The organism is Ruegeria sp. CDSC045 (assembly GCF_059610725.1).
Genome location: NZ_JBXWOE010000001.1, coordinates 624,488 through 640,299, shown reverse-complemented (window position 1 = coordinate 640,299; position 15,812 = coordinate 624,488). Strand labels below are relative to the sequence as shown.

The 15,812-nt window shown below is 58.3% G+C and carries 13 protein-coding genes; 3 read left to right on the top strand and 10 right to left on the bottom strand.

Annotated elements, in window-relative coordinates; translation table 11 throughout:
* Nucleotides 1–12 precede the first annotated feature (12 nt).
* From AC2FH6_RS03175 to hemB, 4 genes are all read right to left on the bottom strand, one after another.
* Nucleotides 13–405: an SgcJ/EcaC family oxidoreductase gene (locus AC2FH6_RS03175; RefSeq protein WP_496701147.1), complete on the bottom strand. Its 393-nt coding sequence runs from the start codon at nucleotides 403–405 to the stop codon at nucleotides 13–15.
* Between the two features lie 106 nt (nucleotides 406–511).
* A complete protein-coding gene (locus AC2FH6_RS03170; protein ID WP_496701145.1) occupies nucleotides 512–2,974 on the bottom strand; it encodes a penicillin acylase family protein in 2,463 nt (820 codons plus the stop codon).
* Between the two features lie 173 nt (nucleotides 2,975–3,147).
* Nucleotides 3,148–3,723, bottom strand: coding sequence for a lipid-binding SYLF domain-containing protein (locus AC2FH6_RS03165; RefSeq protein WP_142633534.1), 576 nt, complete (start codon nucleotides 3,721–3,723; stop codon nucleotides 3,148–3,150).
* Between the two features lie 141 nt (nucleotides 3,724–3,864).
* Nucleotides 3,865–4,863: a porphobilinogen synthase gene (hemB, locus tag AC2FH6_RS03160; RefSeq protein ID WP_496701143.1), complete on the bottom strand. Its 999-nt coding sequence runs from the start codon at nucleotides 4,861–4,863 to the stop codon at nucleotides 3,865–3,867.
* Between the two features lie 119 nt (nucleotides 4,864–4,982).
* Between hemB and AC2FH6_RS03155 the strand changes: the two genes are divergently transcribed.
* Nucleotides 4,983–5,510: a component of SufBCD complex gene (locus tag AC2FH6_RS03155; protein ID WP_142633539.1), complete on the top strand. Its 528-nt coding sequence runs from the start codon at nucleotides 4,983–4,985 to the stop codon at nucleotides 5,508–5,510.
* Between the two features lie 18 nt (nucleotides 5,511–5,528).
* Nucleotides 5,529–8,984, top strand: a complete 3,456-nt coding sequence (mfd, locus tag AC2FH6_RS03150) for a transcription-repair coupling factor (protein ID WP_496701142.1) — start codon at nucleotides 5,529–5,531, stop codon at nucleotides 8,982–8,984.
* On the opposite strand, the gene AC2FH6_RS03145 is transcribed toward mfd, so the two are convergent.
* The 5 genes from AC2FH6_RS03145 to AC2FH6_RS03125 all read right to left on the bottom strand — a co-directional run bounded on the left by AC2FH6_RS03145 (nucleotide 8,981) and on the right by AC2FH6_RS03125 (nucleotide 14,825).
* Entirely contained in the window at nucleotides 8,981–9,649 is a 669-nt protein-coding gene (locus AC2FH6_RS03145) for an SH3 domain-containing protein (RefSeq protein ID WP_281972017.1), read from the bottom strand. The two genes, mfd and AC2FH6_RS03145, sit on opposite strands and share 4 nt — an antisense overlap.
* Nucleotides 9,646–11,310, bottom strand: coding sequence for a hypothetical protein (locus tag AC2FH6_RS03140; protein ID WP_282021926.1), 1,665 nt, complete (start codon nucleotides 11,308–11,310; stop codon nucleotides 9,646–9,648). Before AC2FH6_RS03140 ends, AC2FH6_RS03145 begins: the two co-directional genes overlap by 4 nt.
* Nucleotides 11,311–11,367: 57 nt before the next feature.
* Nucleotides 11,368–12,576, bottom strand: a complete 1,209-nt coding sequence (locus AC2FH6_RS03135; protein WP_496701140.1) for a multidrug effflux MFS transporter — start codon at nucleotides 12,574–12,576, stop codon at nucleotides 11,368–11,370.
* Between the two features lie 75 nt (nucleotides 12,577–12,651).
* On the bottom strand, nucleotides 12,652–13,311 hold the full coding sequence (locus AC2FH6_RS03130) for a DsbA family oxidoreductase (RefSeq protein WP_496701138.1): 660 nt from the start codon (nucleotides 13,309–13,311) through the stop codon (nucleotides 12,652–12,654).
* Nucleotides 13,308–14,825: a class I adenylate-forming enzyme family protein gene (locus AC2FH6_RS03125; protein ID WP_496701137.1), complete on the bottom strand. Its 1,518-nt coding sequence runs from the start codon at nucleotides 14,823–14,825 to the stop codon at nucleotides 13,308–13,310. Before AC2FH6_RS03125 ends, AC2FH6_RS03130 begins: the two co-directional genes overlap by 4 nt.
* 65 nt (nucleotides 14,826–14,890) lie before the next feature.
* Here AC2FH6_RS03125 and AC2FH6_RS03120 point away from each other — a divergent pair, with 65 nt between their 5' ends.
* Nucleotides 14,891–15,514: a helix-turn-helix domain-containing protein gene (locus AC2FH6_RS03120; RefSeq protein ID WP_142633550.1), complete on the top strand. Its 624-nt coding sequence runs from the start codon at nucleotides 14,891–14,893 to the stop codon at nucleotides 15,512–15,514.
* Here AC2FH6_RS03120 and AC2FH6_RS03115 read toward each other — a convergent pair.
* On the bottom strand, nucleotides 15,503–15,739 hold the full coding sequence (locus AC2FH6_RS03115; RefSeq protein ID WP_142633552.1) for a hypothetical protein: 237 nt from the start codon (nucleotides 15,737–15,739) through the stop codon (nucleotides 15,503–15,505). The genes AC2FH6_RS03120 and AC2FH6_RS03115 overlap by 12 nt on opposite strands.
* Between the last annotated feature and the right edge of the window lie 73 nt (nucleotides 15,740–15,812).

The window sequence follows — 15,812 nt, the reverse complement described above, 5'->3', positions numbered from 1 at the left end:
AGTGGTCCGTGATCAGCCGTCAATCTGGCGCTGAAAATCCTCGGCATCGAACCAACCCAAAGAGTTCTGGACCTGGTTGGTGTCGGTCATTTCCCATTCTTCCCAGCCCCGCGTCACGACGTGATTGCCGGTTTTGGAATGGTGCCCTTCAAGTGTCCAGACAAATATTGCGTGGCTTCCCGCCCAGCGAAACATGTCGCAGCGGACCTCAAGATCGGGGAAATCAGTGTAAAACCCGCGCGCCATTTCCGCCACCGCGGCGCGGCCTATGATCGGTTCTCCACGGTTGATCGTGATCTGTCCGTCGGGCGCATAGAAACCGGCGACAGCCTCGGGGTCGCCCGAGCTCCAGGCGATCGCATAATCCCGCGCGAGATTGTTCAGCTTATCCCGGATACTGGCCATTTGGTCCCCCGCACACAAATCCTAGGCCTTTGGATCGTATGCCAAACGCCATTCAGCGTCCACGCGATGGAAAATAAACGGGCGAGGTCTTGCCGAAGCACGGAACTTAGCGGGGGATAAGGGTGGTCACTCCGACAGCGGCTGCATGTGCCAGGTCAAGGTCCAGGGACATCGGGATGTATTCACCCCGACGCCAAAGCTGGGCCTGATCGTCATAGTAGCGTGAAAGGAAGTGACCCGACTGGCCCGTAGCCGTGATAAACACCGAGCTGTCGGGATCCGCAAAATCATATACGCCACGATAGCCTGCACCGTGCACGTTCTGAAACGGATCAGGGCCTTCGCCCGATGTTCTGCCACGCAGCAGGGTGTTGTCGCCACCACTGGTGGACTGTCGGATATTCACAAAGAATCGCAGCACCGGAACCGATCCCAGAACCGGGTGGTCATGCGTCGCCTGATGCGCGTCACCCCAGCGCAGGGATTCCAGTGATCCTCCGTATTTTTCGGAAATCCAGATCAGCGCATCGTCCAGTGCCATGCGCGCCATATCGGTGCAGGTCTCTGTCGGCGCGCTCTGACGCACATTACACCAAGCCGAAGCTCCGTCGATGTCGCGATAGACACGTTCGATGAACAGTGGTTCGACATGTTTGTATTCAGCCGCCAGGGGGCCAAGCTCATCTGCGATCAGCCGGATTTGCAGCGCCCGAACCCAAGCAGCATAGATCAGGGGTTCTGGCAGGTGTTCATTCATCTCGCCATTCCACTCGGCCAAAAGGTTCAGCGCGATCTGGCGCTGGCGTTCCTGGGTGCCTTCGGGGGCAGAGGCGCCGGTGTACCACAGATCAGCCCCGATCAGCGGAAGTAGAGAGCGCGCGGTAAAGCTGACGGTGTCCAGCTGTGCCTCGATAAAGCTGTCGCGCGTGTGTACCTCGCGCGATTGCATTAGCCGTTCCCAGCGATGGATGCGCTGCGTATCCCCCCATTCATATGAGACATGTTCGGGAAATGGCCGGTCGATGATCTTGTTGTTTGTGTTGCCCAGAATGCCGCCCGCAGGTGCGACGAATTCGGGGTTGTCAGCATAGGGCAGGCGGCCTTGCCACCGGTTTTCGGCCAGCCAGCCAGGCGTCGGAATACGTCCGCGGCTTTGGTTCTGTGCGGCACGGCGCGGCATTGCACCGATCAGCTTCATCCCGATGGTGTCCTTGTCGACCAGTGACAGGTTCTGAGATGGCGCCATGAACAGCTCGGCTGCGGTGATGGCTTGTCGGACAGTGTCCGCATTCATCAGCGCCATTGAGGCTGACATGGATGTGTCCTGTGCGCTCAGGGCTGTCCAGGACAGCGAGGCGACATGACCCGGCGGCGTGATCGTCCCAAGATCGTAATGGGTACCCGGCAGAACGGGTCCGTTCTCGGTCCAGCGCAGGGTCAGGGTGATGGGGGCTTCGTCTTTGATCTCGATGATCGAAGGGCGGCTGCGAAAGGTCTTGTATCCTTCGGGGGTCAGGTATTCCTCGGGGTTTTCTGGGTTCAACTGCTCGATATGGATGTCCTGATCATCCAGATAGGATGAGGTCAAACCCCAGCCCAGTCGATCACTGCGTCCAGTCATCACCGCCGGGATGCCGGGGATCGTGGCACCGATCACGCCGCCCTTGGCCAGTTCCAGACGGGCCAGATACCAGATGCCCGGCGCTGTGAAACCCAAATGCGGGTCATTGGCCAGAAGCGTCCCTCCGCTGGCAGATCTTGTGGGCGCGGCAGACCATGCGTTCGATGCTCCGGCCAATCCGCGCTTTGGAAAGGGCGAGATGGGCATGTCCGGCATCGACGATCCGGCCGCATATCTGGGCAGGTTGGGAAACAGGGCGGCGTATTCGGGCAGAGCGGCGATTCCCGGCCCGGGAACATCAGGCAGAATATCCGCCAGTCGGGCCTGGTCATCCAGCATAAGCGATGTGCGCGCGCGCAGCACTTCATCCTCAAGATGGCCAGAAAGTTGCAGGCTCATGAGTTTGATGACCGCCAGGCTGTCGCCCGGTTGCCAGGGCGATACAGGCGCGTTGAACAAAAACATCTCTGGCGCACCACGGCCCAATGCGTTTTCGTTAATCTCGGCCAGTCGTGCATTCACCCCGGCAGCATAAGCGCGCAGGGCCTCTTTGGTATAGTCGTCCTGGGCTTGTACCGACCGGTGTGCAAGCCCGTACAGATCAAACCGCCGCAACAGCTTGTCGATATGAACAGTGCGAGCGCCAAAGACTTCGGACAATCGTCCCTGCGCTGTCCGGCGCAGAACGGTCATCTGCCAGAGGCGATCCTGTGCATGGGCATAGCCAAGCCCAAAGAAGACATCCGGGTCTGATGCGCCCAGAATATGGGGAACATTCGCTGTATCCCTGACAACCTCAACCGGCGCAGTCAGGCCATCAACTTTAACGGTCTGATCGTAGTCCGGCAGGGACTGGCTGGCCAGAAAATACACCAGCAACACAGCCGCCAATGTCAGCAGAACAAGACCCGAGGCGATACGCACTAGCCAGCGAAAGACAATTCCCATCAGCGGTCACATTTCCGTTCACTCTATGATTGTGCAGACACTAGAGGATGGCTGGACGGATCGAAAGAGGAACTGCATGAGAACATGCGTGTTTACCGCGGTTTGAATGAAAAACCCCGCCTCAGGCCTGATGCCGAAAGCGGGGTGTCTTGAAGGGGGAGGGTAGTCCGGTATCAGGGAATGATGCGGGTGTATTTCGTGCCTTCGACCGTCGCGCCGAACTTTAGCCCTGCCTGTCCGAAGACCGCCGCCAGAACCGGCGAACGCAGGGTGGTGGTGTCGGTCGACAGAGAGTCGCCCGTCGCATCGACCACGTAGCCGACTTCGGCCCCGGCGGTCCATCCGCTGGAACGGCGGAAATCGTTCAACGCATCCTGTGTCATGAAGAACAGGACATGCGCATATTGCTGGGCACCGATTTGCAGGCCGGCGGTTCCCGAAATTGCGGAATAGTAATCAACTGTCGCGCCCTGAATGCGTAGCGCGCCTGTGCCGTAGGCACCGCCAAAGACGATTAGTCCGGCATCGGTTATCAGAGGCATGACCAGCATGCCGTTGGCCTTGTTCGCGATTTCGAGCGTGTTGGGGTAGGTGGCGTACATCTGGTTCAATGTCGCATCCACACGGGCGTCAATCGTCGCTGCGTTGGAACTGCCGACGCCATTGCCGCAGGCGGCGGTCACTGACAGACCGGCCATGCCAAAAGCAAAGCCACGACGGCTTAATCGAGTAGGTTTGGAACTGCTCATGTTTTTTATCTCTGTATAAATGCCTGATTGTCGGGTGCTCCCGATCTTGTCCGCAAGAATACGCCGATTGTCGCCTCGTGTCACGGGAAAGCTGCCGGGTGACCAAAGATAGTCGGCGAAAAATCGCGGAAACGCGGGGGATTAGCCCTGCAGGATCCGGGCGGCCTGAGGCGCGAAATAGGTCAGGATCCCGTCGCATCCCGCGCGTTTGAACGCCAGCAGACTTTCGAGCATGACCTTCTCTCCGTCGATCCAGCCGTTCTGAGCCGCGGCTTGTATCATCGCGTATTCGCCCGAGACTTGATAGGCATAGGTTGGCGCACCGAACGTGTCCTTGACCCGGCGGCAGATGTCCAAATAGGGCATGCCGGGTTTGATCATGACCATGTCTGCGCCTTCGGTCAGGTCACGCTCGATCATGCGCAGCGCCTCGTCCGAGTTTCCGGGGTCCATCTGATAGGTCTTTTTGTCCCCCGTCAGCGCGCCCGAGGCGCCCACTGCATCTCGGAACGGTCCGTAGAACGCACTCGCATATTTGGCCGCATAGCTGAGGATCATCACGCTGTGATGGTCTGCGCCTTCCAAGGCGCGCCGCATTTCACCGATCCGGCCATCCATCATATCTGACGGTCCGATGATGTCGGCGCCCGCATCTGCTTGCGCCAGCGTCATCTTTACCAGCGCCTCGATCGTTTGATCGTTTATGATCTCACCATCGACCACATAACCGTCGTGGCCGTTGATATTGTATGGGTCCAGCGCCACGTCCGTCATCACCGCGATATTGGGTGCGGCTTTCTTGATGGCGCGAATGGCTCGGTTGGACAGGTTATCGGGGTTCCACGCTTCGGCGCAATCTTCGGTCTTTAGGGATGCGTCGGTGTAGGGAAAGATGCAGATTGCCGGGATACCCAGGGCCTGCGCCTCGACCGCAGCCTGTGCGATCAGATCGACCGAGCGGCGCGTGACACCAGGCATCGAGGGGACAGGCTCTTCAATACCTTCGCCGTCTCGGACGAAAACCGGCCAGATCAGATCATCGGTGGTCAGTGTATTCTCGCGGACCAGCGCCCGCACCGCCTGTGATTGGCGTGTTCGACGAAAACGGGCCAGAGGATAGGGGGCAATGGTCGGTTTCATGACGCGCTCTCCTTGTAAATTCCAGCATTGGGTGGCATGAATTCCGTGTAGTCTCAAGGGTAACGATGGACGCGTCTTTGCGAAGAAGGTCCCTGAAGACGGAAATTAAGGGCTGACGCGTGGACTTATACTCTTCGATTTTTGAACTCATCGACATGCGCAGCTTTTCGAATCTCTGGTATTGGATCGGGCTTGCGGTGTTGTGGTCATCGGCCAGCCACTGGGCCATGGGCGTGCCGTATGACCTTGTTGTGCGCGCACGGCGGGTAGGCGGGCAATCGGAACAGGATTTGATGGATATCGTCCGCATTAACGGAAACCGATTGCTCTATATATTGGATGTATCCGGCCTCGCGATATTAGCGTTTAGTTGTTTTCTGTTCACGGGTCTCGCCACTTTGGGGTTCTATTACGGTGTCGAATTCGCGCAGGCCGTGTTTTTGTTGCTGTTTCCGATTTGTCTTGTCGTGCTGATCAATGTATCAGCCGCGCGGAAACTGCGCCGGGAAACACCCAGTCTGGAGTATATTTCCAAGATTCTTACGCGCTGCCGGATCTATACCCAGATAGTTGGTATGATTTCGATCTTGATCACTTCGCTTTGGGGCATGTACCAGAATTTTTCCATCGGCGTCCCGGGTTGGTAAAATCAGAAAGGCTTGGCGATGTCGGGTCCGAACCAAGTAATCGTTGGCGGCGCCCCCGAAGGGTTTGACGCGCAGCTTGTCCTGAATGAGCTGGCGCGCTCGGGCGGGCCGGTGTGCCATGTTGCGCGTGATGACAAACGGCTTGAGGCGATGCGCGCGGCGCTTGCCTTTTTTGCGCCTGACATGCCGGTATTTGTGTTCCCGGGTTGGGATTGTCTGCCATATGATCGGGTATCGCCCAATGCCGATATCTCGGCTGCGCGTGTGGCCACCCTTGCCGCACTTGTGCACCAGATGCCGCAGCAATATGTGCTGCTGACAACTCTGAACGCCGCAACCCAACGCGTGCCCGCCCGTGCGGTGCTGCGAGAGGCGGCGTTTACCGCCCGTGTCGATCACCGCATTGATGAAACCGCGCTGCGGAATTTCCTTGTGCGCATGGGGTTCACCCAAAGCCCGACCGTGATGGAGCCTGGCGATTATGCCGTTCGAGGGGGTATCATCGACATTTTCCCGCCCGGCGAATCCGGGCCGGTGCGGCTGGACCTGTTCGGGGATGTTCTGGATGGAGCACGTCGGTTTGATCCGGTGTCGCAACGTACGACCGAAAAGCTGGCTGTTGTGGAGCTGGCGCCAGTGTCCGAGGTCATTCTAGATGACGCCGCCATCACCCGGTTTCGGCAGAATTATCGCATCGAGTTTGGTGCGGCGGGCACCGATGATCCCCTGTACGAGGCCGTCAGCGCAGGCCGAAAGCATCAAGGCATCGAGCATTGGTTGCCGTTCTTTCACGAAAAGCTTGAAACGCTGTTTGATTATCTGCCTGGTGCCACAATCTCGCTGGATGATCAGGTCACGCCTGCCCGTTTGGCACGTTGGGAAACCATTGCCGATCAATACGAAACGCGGCGGCTCGCGCTTGAGAACCGGTCGCGCATGGACACGGTGTATAAACCGACACCACCGGGCCTACTGTATCTGGATGACACTGCTTGGGAACAAGCTGTCGGCGATAGGCGCGTTCTGCAATTCAATGCATTGCCTCAGGCCCTTGGGCCCGGGGTGATTGACGCAGGTGGACGGATTGGACGGAATTTTGCGCCCGAGCGGCAGCAGGAAAGCATCAGCTTGTTCGGAGCACTGGCCAGCCATATCACGGACAAAATGGCAAAGGGGCCGGTTCTGATTGCGTCTTACTCCGAGGGTGCCCGCGAACGTCTGACTGGGCTGATCGAGGATGAAGGCCTTGCCGAAGCGATCCCTGTGCCCGACGGTACGCGCATCGGCAAACGCTGGCTGCATCTGGCCGTCTGGGCGCTGGAGCACGGGTTCGAAACGCCCGACCTGACCGTGATCGCCGAACAGGATGTGCTGGGCGATCGGCTGATCCGGCAACCCAAAAAGCGCCGCAAGGCCGAGAATTTCCTGACCGAAACCCAATCCCTTAGCCCGGGTGATTTGGTGGTCCATGTGGATCATGGCATCGGGCGTTATCTGGGGATGGAAGTCGTGACGGCGGCCGGTGCCGCCCATGAATGTCTGCTGCTGGAATACGCAGAACAATCCAAACTGTACTTGCCAGTCGAAAATATCGAACTGCTGTCGAGATACGGTCATGATGAGGGTCTGCTGGACCGATTGGGTGGCGGCGCGTGGCAGGCCAAGAAGGCCAAGCTGAAAGAACGTATCCGCGAGATGGCGGATAAGCTGATCCGCATCGCTGCCGAACGGGCCTTGCGCAAGGCCCCGATCATGGACCCGCCTCCGCACGCGTGGGAGGAGTTCAGTGCGCGCTTTCCCTATCAGGAAACTGACGATCAGCTGCGCGCAATCGGTGAGGTCATGGAAGACATGCATTCCGGCGCGCCGATGGATCGTCTGATTTGTGGCGACGTGGGCTTTGGCAAGACCGAGGTCGCAATGCGTGCCGCTTTCGTTGCCGCAATGTCGGGCGTGCAAGTGGCGGTGATCGCACCGACAACGCTGTTGGCGCGTCAGCACGCGGCCAGCTTCAAGGATCGCTTCCGGGGCTTCCCGCTTGAGGTGCGGCAGCTGTCCCGCTTCATCTCGGCCAAAGAGGCGCAACAGACCCGTGATGGGTTGGCGCGCGGCACGGTAGATATTGTAATCGGCACCCATGCCTTGCTGGCAAAAGCGATACGGTTTAACAATCTGGGTCTGCTGATCATCGACGAGGAACAGCATTTCGGTGTTGGCCACAAGGAGCGTCTGAAACAGCTGCGCAGCGATATCCACGTCCTGACCCTGACCGCGACGCCGATTCCACGAACGCTGCAACTATCCCTGACCGGCGTGCGTGACCTGTCGATCATCGGCACACCTCCCATCGACCGGCTGGCGATCCGCACCTATGTCAGTGAGTTCGACGCGGTCACGATCCGCGAAGCCCTGCTGCGTGAACATTACCGTGGTGGGCAGAGTTTCTATGTCGTCCCGCGCATCTCGGACCTACCCGAGATTGAGGAATTCCTGAAAGAGCAACTGCCAGAGCTGACTTATATGGTGGCGCATGGGCAGATGGCGGCGGGGGAACTCGACGATCGGATGAATGCGTTCTACGACGGCAAATACGATGTCTTGCTGGCCACCACGATTGTGGAAAGCGGGCTGGATATCCCGACTGCAAATACGATGGTTGTGCACCGGGCGGATATGTTCGGCCTGGCACAGCTCTATCAGATCCGCGGCAGGGTCGGGCGGTCGAAGACCCGCGCCTATGCCTATCTGACCACAAAACCGCGCACCCGTCTGACTGCCACGGCCGAAAAACGCCTGCGCGTTCTAGGCTCGCTCGACACGCTGGGGGCGGGGTTCACGTTGGCGTCTCAGGACCTTGATATTCGAGGGGCGGGTAACCTGTTGGGCGAGGAACAGTCGGGCCAAATGCGCGATGTGGGCTATGAACTCTACCAGTCGATGCTGGAAGAGGCGATTGCCAAGATCAAGGCCGGTGAGATGGAAGGCCTGTCTGATGCAGATGATCAATGGGCGCCGCAGATCAATCTTGGCGTCCCGGTCCTGATCCCAGAGGATTATGTGCCCGATCTGGATGTCCGCCTGGGCCTGTATCGCCGTTTGTCGTCGCTGTCGACCAAGGTGGAATTGGAAGGCTTCGCCGCTGAATTGATCGACCGCTTTGGCACGCTGCCGAAAGAGGTCAACACCCTGATGCTGGTCGTGCGCATCAAGGCGATGTGCAAACGGGCGGGGATTGCAAAGCTAGATGGCGGGCCCAAAGGCGCGACTATCCAGTTTCACAACGACAAATTTGCCTCGCCTCAGGGGCTGGTCGAGTTCCTCCAGAACCAGCGCGGGTTGGCCAAGGTCAAGGATAACAAGATCGTCGTGCGCCGCGATTGGAAGAAGGACAGCGACAAGATCAAGGGGGCCTTTGCCATCGCCCGTGATCTGGCGGAAAAGCTGGTGGCCGAAAAGAAACGAGCCAAAGCCTAGTCACCGCTGACAAAGGTGCACAACTGCCATTCGCCAGTTTCGGATTTTGCCAATGCTGCCCGGTAACCAGTCATAGGCCACAGGAAATCGCTGTGCATATAGCCCTGGCCGCCGTCTGTCAGCAGAACCCTCTGGTACTGCGCGATGGGGGAGAAGTCGCGGATGATGACGACCTCATAGCTGATGAGGTCCAGTATCGCCGCGCCTCGATTTGGTGCGTTGCGCAGAGTTACATCCTGAGCGGTCACAAAATAGGCCAACGCCGGATCCAGCGAAGCGGGTAGGGTGAGCTGCCATTGGTGGGGCATCCAGAACTCGCCATCTTCGTTGAAATAGCCAGGCTGTGTCAGGGTATTTTCCAGATCGGACCAAAAGGTTTCAACGACCTTTTCCCTGTCATCATCATCTTGCTCTGACGTTGCCGGTCCGGGAGTAAGATACTCGCGCAGCTCGTCCGGGCCGCCATTGCCGCCGTGGCTAAGGTAAATATCCGGGCAGGCAACAGACAGCACGCCTTCGATGTCGCGCTCGGCTACCATGTTCAGCAGGTTTGCCCGGAACGAGACGAGGGTGACATCCCGCTCGGCCTCGTTGACCGGCGGAAAGGATTGTCGATCCGCCAGCGCCGGGTTGCAGAGCAAAGCGAGCAGAAAGGCGTATCTCATTCGGCGGCCCTCATGGCGGCTTGAGCACAGAAACAGGACGCGCCAACAGCCCGGTCCGCACGAGCCAGAGCCAAATCCAGCCGTTGCCTGATCTGCACGATCTCAACCGTCTCACCGCGCGCCTTCAGGCAGTCATGCAGGCCCTTGAGGCTCCAGACATTGTCAGGATGGACAGAGGCACGGCTGAGCGTACCGCCCAACCCCAAATCCTCGCGGTATATGGCCTCGGCTTCGGCGGTATGCCCTTGTTCGAACAGCAATGCACCCAACGCGTGTCGAGTGGGCTGCATCCATCCCCATGGCTCGTCATAGGGCAAGGTGTCGTCCAGTTCGACCGAGCGGCGCAGATGGGCGTAGGCCGCATCGTAGTTTTCCATGCGATACTCGATTTCGCCACGCAGCATTTCGCGGGCAATGTCCAGCAGGTCGATCACGCGGTTATTGTGCAGCAATCGCGTTTCTGGCACGCGGGCCTTGGCAGCGAGGAACAACTGCTCTTCGGCTTCGGCTTCGCTGACCTGCCCAGTGGCGGCAAAAGCAATGGCCCGGGCATAATGCGTGGTTGCCGTGAGAGTGCAGTACAGTTCGGGGTCCGAGGGCAGCTCAAGCGCCATTGCCTCTTCCCAACGGCCAAACCGGATCAGGATATGCGGGCCCATTGACATGTAACTTTCGAAGAAATCCGCCATAGGCGGGCTTTCTATGCGCAGCATGTCTTCGGGTGTGGTGTCCCACAATCCCTGATTGGCCCGCAGAGCCGGTTCCATCTGTCCCAGAAATAGGGCGCCATATATGACAAAATGATAATTGTGCTGGCGGTAGCCGGTGTAGATGTTGAACGCGCCTTCGCGTTCGTAATATTTCAGGTCGGCCTCAACGGCTTTTTGGTTCCAGTGGACGACGTTCTGGTAATGGCCGCACAGCACATCGATATGGGTGGGCATATGCACCAAATGGCCCGCATCGGGAACCAGCGTCCGCAGAACATCCCCCGCTTTCAGCGCTTTTTCCGGGGTCGGAGACATCTCCATCAGGTGGACATAAAGATGCAGTAACCCGGGATGAGACATCGCTGCTGGATCATCAGCCATCGCCTCCTCCAGCGCTTTTTGCGCCTCGACCGTGGCGGCCCCTTCGGCGGGCTGGCCGGTCGTCAAATCCCACATTTGCCAGGGAGTGAGGTTCAAAAGCGCTTCGACATAGATCGTGCGCAGGTCCAGATGAGCGGGCTGCGATGCAAACGCTGCGCGCATAGCATCGGCAAAATCGTTATCCCAGTTGTGCATGTCGTCAATGGCTTCGCGCTGGGGATAGCGGGCGGGAAGCGCGCGGATCAACGCTCGTTCAACCGGCGTACATTCGCCCACAAGAGACATGGCCAGCTGCGTCGCATCATAGGCCAGCGTCAGCGCCTTTTGCCTGCCTGCGTCATCGTGCAGGTCCCAGGGCATGTTGTAATTCGGCCCCGCCGCATAGGCGACGCCCCAATGGGCCATGGCGCAGTTCGGGTCATGCTCTAGCGCGCGCTGAAAACAGACGACGGCCTCTTCGTGGTTATAGCCATAGGTCCAGACCAGCCCCCGGTCGAACCACAGTTGCGCATCGGGCGAAGAGGTGCTTACCGGACAGGAATGGGTGCCCAGATCGTAGTAGTCGCTCATTGAAAATCTCCCCTCGAAACAAGGGGAGGATAACGTGTTTCACGCGCTCTGCACAGATCAGGCGGGCAATCTGTCTTCTATCCGGCCCATATACAGCATCAGGCCGAACCCCATCGTGCACATAGTCAGGACACCTACTGCCAAGGGCAGGATCGATCCGTCAAACAACTGTCCCAAGGGGGCTGCTACTGCAGCGGCCAGAACGGTTGACACCGCGCCTATGACTGACGCTGCCATGCCCGCAATATGGCCCATCGGCTCCATCGCGATGGCATTCAGGTTGCCCATCGTCATACCGGCCATGAAGAACACGGCAGTCTGCCAACTGACAAAAAGCGCAAATGAGGCGCCATCAGAAAGGTCCAGACCATTCATTACCATGACAAAACACGTAAAGATGATCTGTGCGCCCAAAGTCCAGGTTACAATCCGGCGCATCCCCAATCGGATGACCAAAGTCGCGTTCAACAAACTGGCCGAGCCAGCCATCAGAGCAACGAAGCCAAACCAGAATGGGAAACTGTCTGCTCTGTCGTAGATGATGTCATAAACAGGTTGTACCATCGTCAGCATGGTGAACAGCATCCCAAGGCAAAGCGTTTGCACCATGATCGAAACCCGCACAGTCGGGTGTGCAAACATCTGCCGCGCGGCATCAATCATGAGCGGCAGGCGTAGGGGACGGCGATTTTCGGGTGCCAGAGGTTCGCTCAGACGCAGGCCCATCCACGTGATGGTGATCAAAGAGAACAACATGAACGAAGCGAAGATGCCACGCCACCCGGCCAGAGCGATCACCCCGGCACCCATCATGGGCGCGATGGCGGGAACCAGCGTAAAGATCATCATGGCAATCGAGACGATGCGGGCCATCTCACGGCCGGAATAAAGGTCACGGATAATGGCCATTGCCACCACGCGTGGGGCCGCGCTGCCGATGCCTTGAAAGATGCGCGCAATCAACAGCATCTCAAGCGAGGAGGTGGCCCAGGCGACTGCGGCAGACAGGATATACAGCGCAGAGCCGACGTAAATTACCGGTTTGCGCCCGAATGCATCCGACAGAGGGCCGGTGAAAAAGGTGCCGATCCCCATGCCCAGCACAAATGAGGTCAGGATCAACTGCGCCTTGTTTGCATCACCGGGGCTGAGTTGCGCGCTGATCTGCGGCAGGGCGGGCAGCATCGAGTCGATAGAAAACGCGATTGTCGCAAACATCATTGCGATCAAAGCGACAAATTCTCCGCGCGGCATGCGATTACTCATGGGGCTCTCCTGACCCGTTCGCGCTATCACAGCGGATTGGGCACGGCCAGTGATCAGAATGCACAGGAGGCTGTGCTATTTTGCAGGGGAAGCCTCGATTTGAGACATGATTTCACTGATCACGCGTTCCCACATTTCCGGTGGTTGCGCGCCGGGGACAGCATGTTGGTTGGCAACGATAAAAGTCGGTACCGACGTCACACCCATCTGCCGGGAATGCGCGTCACGGTTGCTGATGTCGGTGCGGTCGGCGTCGGATTTCAGCAGCTTCATGACGACGGCGGCGTCCATCCCCTGACTGTCGGCAATATCCGCCAGAACCTCGTGGTCGCCGATATCGCGACCCTGTACAAAATAGGCCTGAAACAGGGCATCAACTATAGCGTTCTGCTTGTTTTCGATCCCGGCCCAGTGGATCAGCCGATGAGCATCCAGCGTGTTCGGGGTGCGCTTCATCCCCTCAAAGTCGATGCCCAACCCTGCATTTTCGGCATGCTCGACCACCGGGGCATACGCACGGATGGCTCCGTCTTTGCCGCCGAATTTGCGCTCCAAGTATTCACGCCGATCAATGCCTTCGACCGGCATATCGGGGTTCAGCTGAAAGGGGTGCCATTCAATGATGAATGGATGATCCGGAGTTGCAGCCAACGCTTTGTCCAGATGAGTCTTGCCAATATAGCACCAGGGGCAGATCGGGTCAGACATGATGTCGAGCTTGACGGTCTGGGTCATGTATTGGTCGCCTTGAAATAGGCCGGCAGCGCCCGGCGCAAAAGTTTGCCATTGCCGCCTGTTGGCAGCTGAGGCAGATGGATAAAGGCGCGCGGTTGCTTATAGCGCGCCAGATTTGTCTCGACATAGGCGCGCAGGGCGTCCTCGTCCAGCTTTTCCGGCCCGGTATAGAATGCCACTATGACAAAACTGTCCTGCTTGACCTCAACGGCGGCCGCGCCGACCTGCGTGATGCCGGGATATCGGGACAATGTGGCCTCGACCTCGATCGGTGAGACCCGGTAGCCGCCTGCATTCATCATATCATCGTCTCGGCCAAGATAGGTGATCTGACCATCAACTGCCATTGCACCCTGATCGCCGGTCAGAAACCACTCGCCCTGCATCCTGGCCAGCGCTTCGTCCGGCGCGTTGAGATAGGTCAGCATTAGGCCGGGGTCTGATCGGTGGATGGCAATGGTCCCTTCTTTCCCCTGTGGAACCGGCCCGTCTGGACCCAGAATTGCCACACGCCGCCCCGGTTGTGGTTGCCCCAGTGCATCGCCACGTGCCGGATAGGCTGGGCTTGAAGAGATGAAGGTCGAGCATTCGGACATTCCAAAAGCTTCATACAACTCGCGCCCGGTGATCCGTGTCCATTTCTGGTGCAGATGCCGTGAGAGTTTTTCACCAGCGCAAAGACCGTGCCTCAGATCGGGAAGGTGCAGATCGTTTGCTTCGTTCAAAATTTTCCGAAACACGCCAGGAGCTGCAGCAAAAATCGTGGCACGGTGATTGCGCAGCATATCGGGTAGGGTCGACAGATCGGTGCCGGGCTCCGGTATCAGCGCTGTCGCGCCAATGGTCCAGGGATCCATCAGTCCTGTCCCCAACGTATAGGTCCAGTTGAACGCACCTGCATGGCACAATCGATCCGTTTCCTGCAGGCCGTACCACCCATCCACCATCATCTGCCGCGCCCAAATTGCACGATGGGCATGTGCAACGGCCCTTGGCTTACCCGAGGTGCCAGAAGTATAGACCACATAAGCCATGTCTTCGGGGTCGCCCATCCGAAACTCGGCCAGAGGTAGATCGCGCATCTCGCGCAGTTGGCTCAAAGATATTTGGTTCGGGTGATCCGCGCTGGCGATATCGGGATCGCGGAGTATGGCGGCGGGCTTCAGATCTTGGATGATCTTTGCCGTTTCCGGCTGTGTCAGCTGTGACGATGTCGGCACGGGTACAATGCCGACCGCGATTGCACCCAGATAGGTTATTGGGAAATCAACCGTGTTCCCCAAACGCATCAAGACCAGATCGCCCGGTTTCAAACCGGCCCGCAGCAGACCTGTACCGGTTGCAAGGATCGCGCGTTTCAACGCAGCAAAGCTCCAGTTCTGTGCCGACGTTGCGCCAAGTACCGACAAGGCAATCTTGTCGCCATTGCGATCTGCTTGACGCAACACATGCGCGGCCAGATTGAAAGGGGTGGGGCAGGCCTTGGGCGGGCCTTGATCGAACAGGGAAAGCATGGCGTCTGGCTAACGCGGCAACTGCTGCGTTGCAAGCGGGACAGGCTGGCCCTATAGAGTGGCGCATGAGAACCAAAGAGCAGACATCTCTGATCCGAATTGCCCGAAACTCGGGCGAGCATACAGAGGTCGAACCGCTGGACCTTGGCGTCCGTGTGCGTGAATTGCGCAAGGCGCGTAACTGGACTTTGGAACAAGCGGCCAATCAGGCGGGATTGGCGCGTTCAACGCTCAGCAAAATCGAAAACGGGCAGATGTCGCCTACATATGATGCGCTGAAGAAGCTGGCGATCGGGCTGGAAATCTCTGTTCCGCAGCTGTTCACGCCGCCACAGCGCGAGCAGGTGATCGGGCGTATGGCCGTGACCCGGATGGGGCAAGGTACCAGCCACGCAACCACAACATACGAGCACGAACTGCTGGCTGAGACGCTTACGAAAAAGCAGATGCTGCCCTATCGCGCCCGTGTACGTGCCCGGTCGATGGATGAGTTTGACGGGTGGGTCCGCCACGATGGCGAAGAATTCCTGTACGTGCTGACGGGTGTTGTTCGCCTGTATACCGAGTTCTACGAACCCGTCGAAATGCGCCGCGGTGACAGCGCCTATTACGACGGCAGCATGGGGCATAATGTCGTTTCGGTCAGTGAAGAAGACGCGATGATCCTGTGGGTGACGTCACTTACCTAGATGTTTGGTGACTTCACGAGTTAGCGCTTCGGTGAACAGGAAATCCTCAAGCTCTTCATGTGCCTCGTTCACCGTCAGATGATGACGTTCGGCCAGATAAGCCTCGAATTGCGCACGGTCGCGCCCTACCGCATCCATGTCTCGGTCGCGCAAATTGGGAAACCGCCGTTTTGCACGGGCGTACATTTCATTCCAATCTTGCGTCAGATCGTTCCACTTAAACATCTATTGGGCTTTCTGTTTGTCTGGCTACAGATCTGCTCGGCCCTGAATTCAGGGTACGAATGGTGTTTGCAGG

Excerpts from the sequence above, each read along its gene's own strand:
- AC2FH6_RS03175 (WP_496701147.1), bottom strand. The coding sequence starts at position 405 with ATGGCCAGTATCCGGGATAAGCTGAACAATCTCGCGCGGGATTATGCG.
- AC2FH6_RS03170 (WP_496701145.1), bottom strand. The coding sequence starts at position 2,974 with ATGGGAATTGTCTTTCGCTGGCTAGTGCGTATCGCCTCGGGTCTTGTT.
- AC2FH6_RS03165 (WP_142633534.1), bottom strand. The coding sequence starts at position 3,723 with ATGAGCAGTTCCAAACCTACTCGATTAAGCCGTCGTGGCTTTGCTTTT.
- hemB (WP_496701143.1), bottom strand. The coding sequence starts at position 4,863 with ATGAAACCGACCATTGCCCCCTATCCTCTGGCCCGTTTTCGTCGAACA.
- mfd (WP_496701142.1), top strand. The coding sequence starts at position 5,529 with ATGTCGGGTCCGAACCAAGTAATCGTTGGCGGCGCCCCCGAAGGGTTT.
- AC2FH6_RS03145 (WP_281972017.1), bottom strand. The coding sequence starts at position 9,649 with ATGAGATACGCCTTTCTGCTCGCTTTGCTCTGCAACCCGGCGCTGGCG.
- AC2FH6_RS03140 (WP_282021926.1), bottom strand. The coding sequence starts at position 11,310 with ATGAGCGACTACTACGATCTGGGCACCCATTCCTGTCCGGTAAGCACC.
- AC2FH6_RS03135 (WP_496701140.1), bottom strand. The coding sequence starts at position 12,576 with ATGAGTAATCGCATGCCGCGCGGAGAATTTGTCGCTTTGATCGCAATG.
- AC2FH6_RS03130 (WP_496701138.1), bottom strand. The coding sequence starts at position 13,311 with ATGACCCAGACCGTCAAGCTCGACATCATGTCTGACCCGATCTGCCCC.
- AC2FH6_RS03125 (WP_496701137.1), bottom strand. The coding sequence starts at position 14,825 with ATGCTTTCCCTGTTCGATCAAGGCCCGCCCAAGGCCTGCCCCACCCCT.
- AC2FH6_RS03120 (WP_142633550.1), top strand. The coding sequence starts at position 14,891 with ATGAGAACCAAAGAGCAGACATCTCTGATCCGAATTGCCCGAAACTCG.
- AC2FH6_RS03115 (WP_142633552.1), bottom strand. The coding sequence starts at position 15,739 with ATGTTTAAGTGGAACGATCTGACGCAAGATTGGAATGAAATGTACGCC.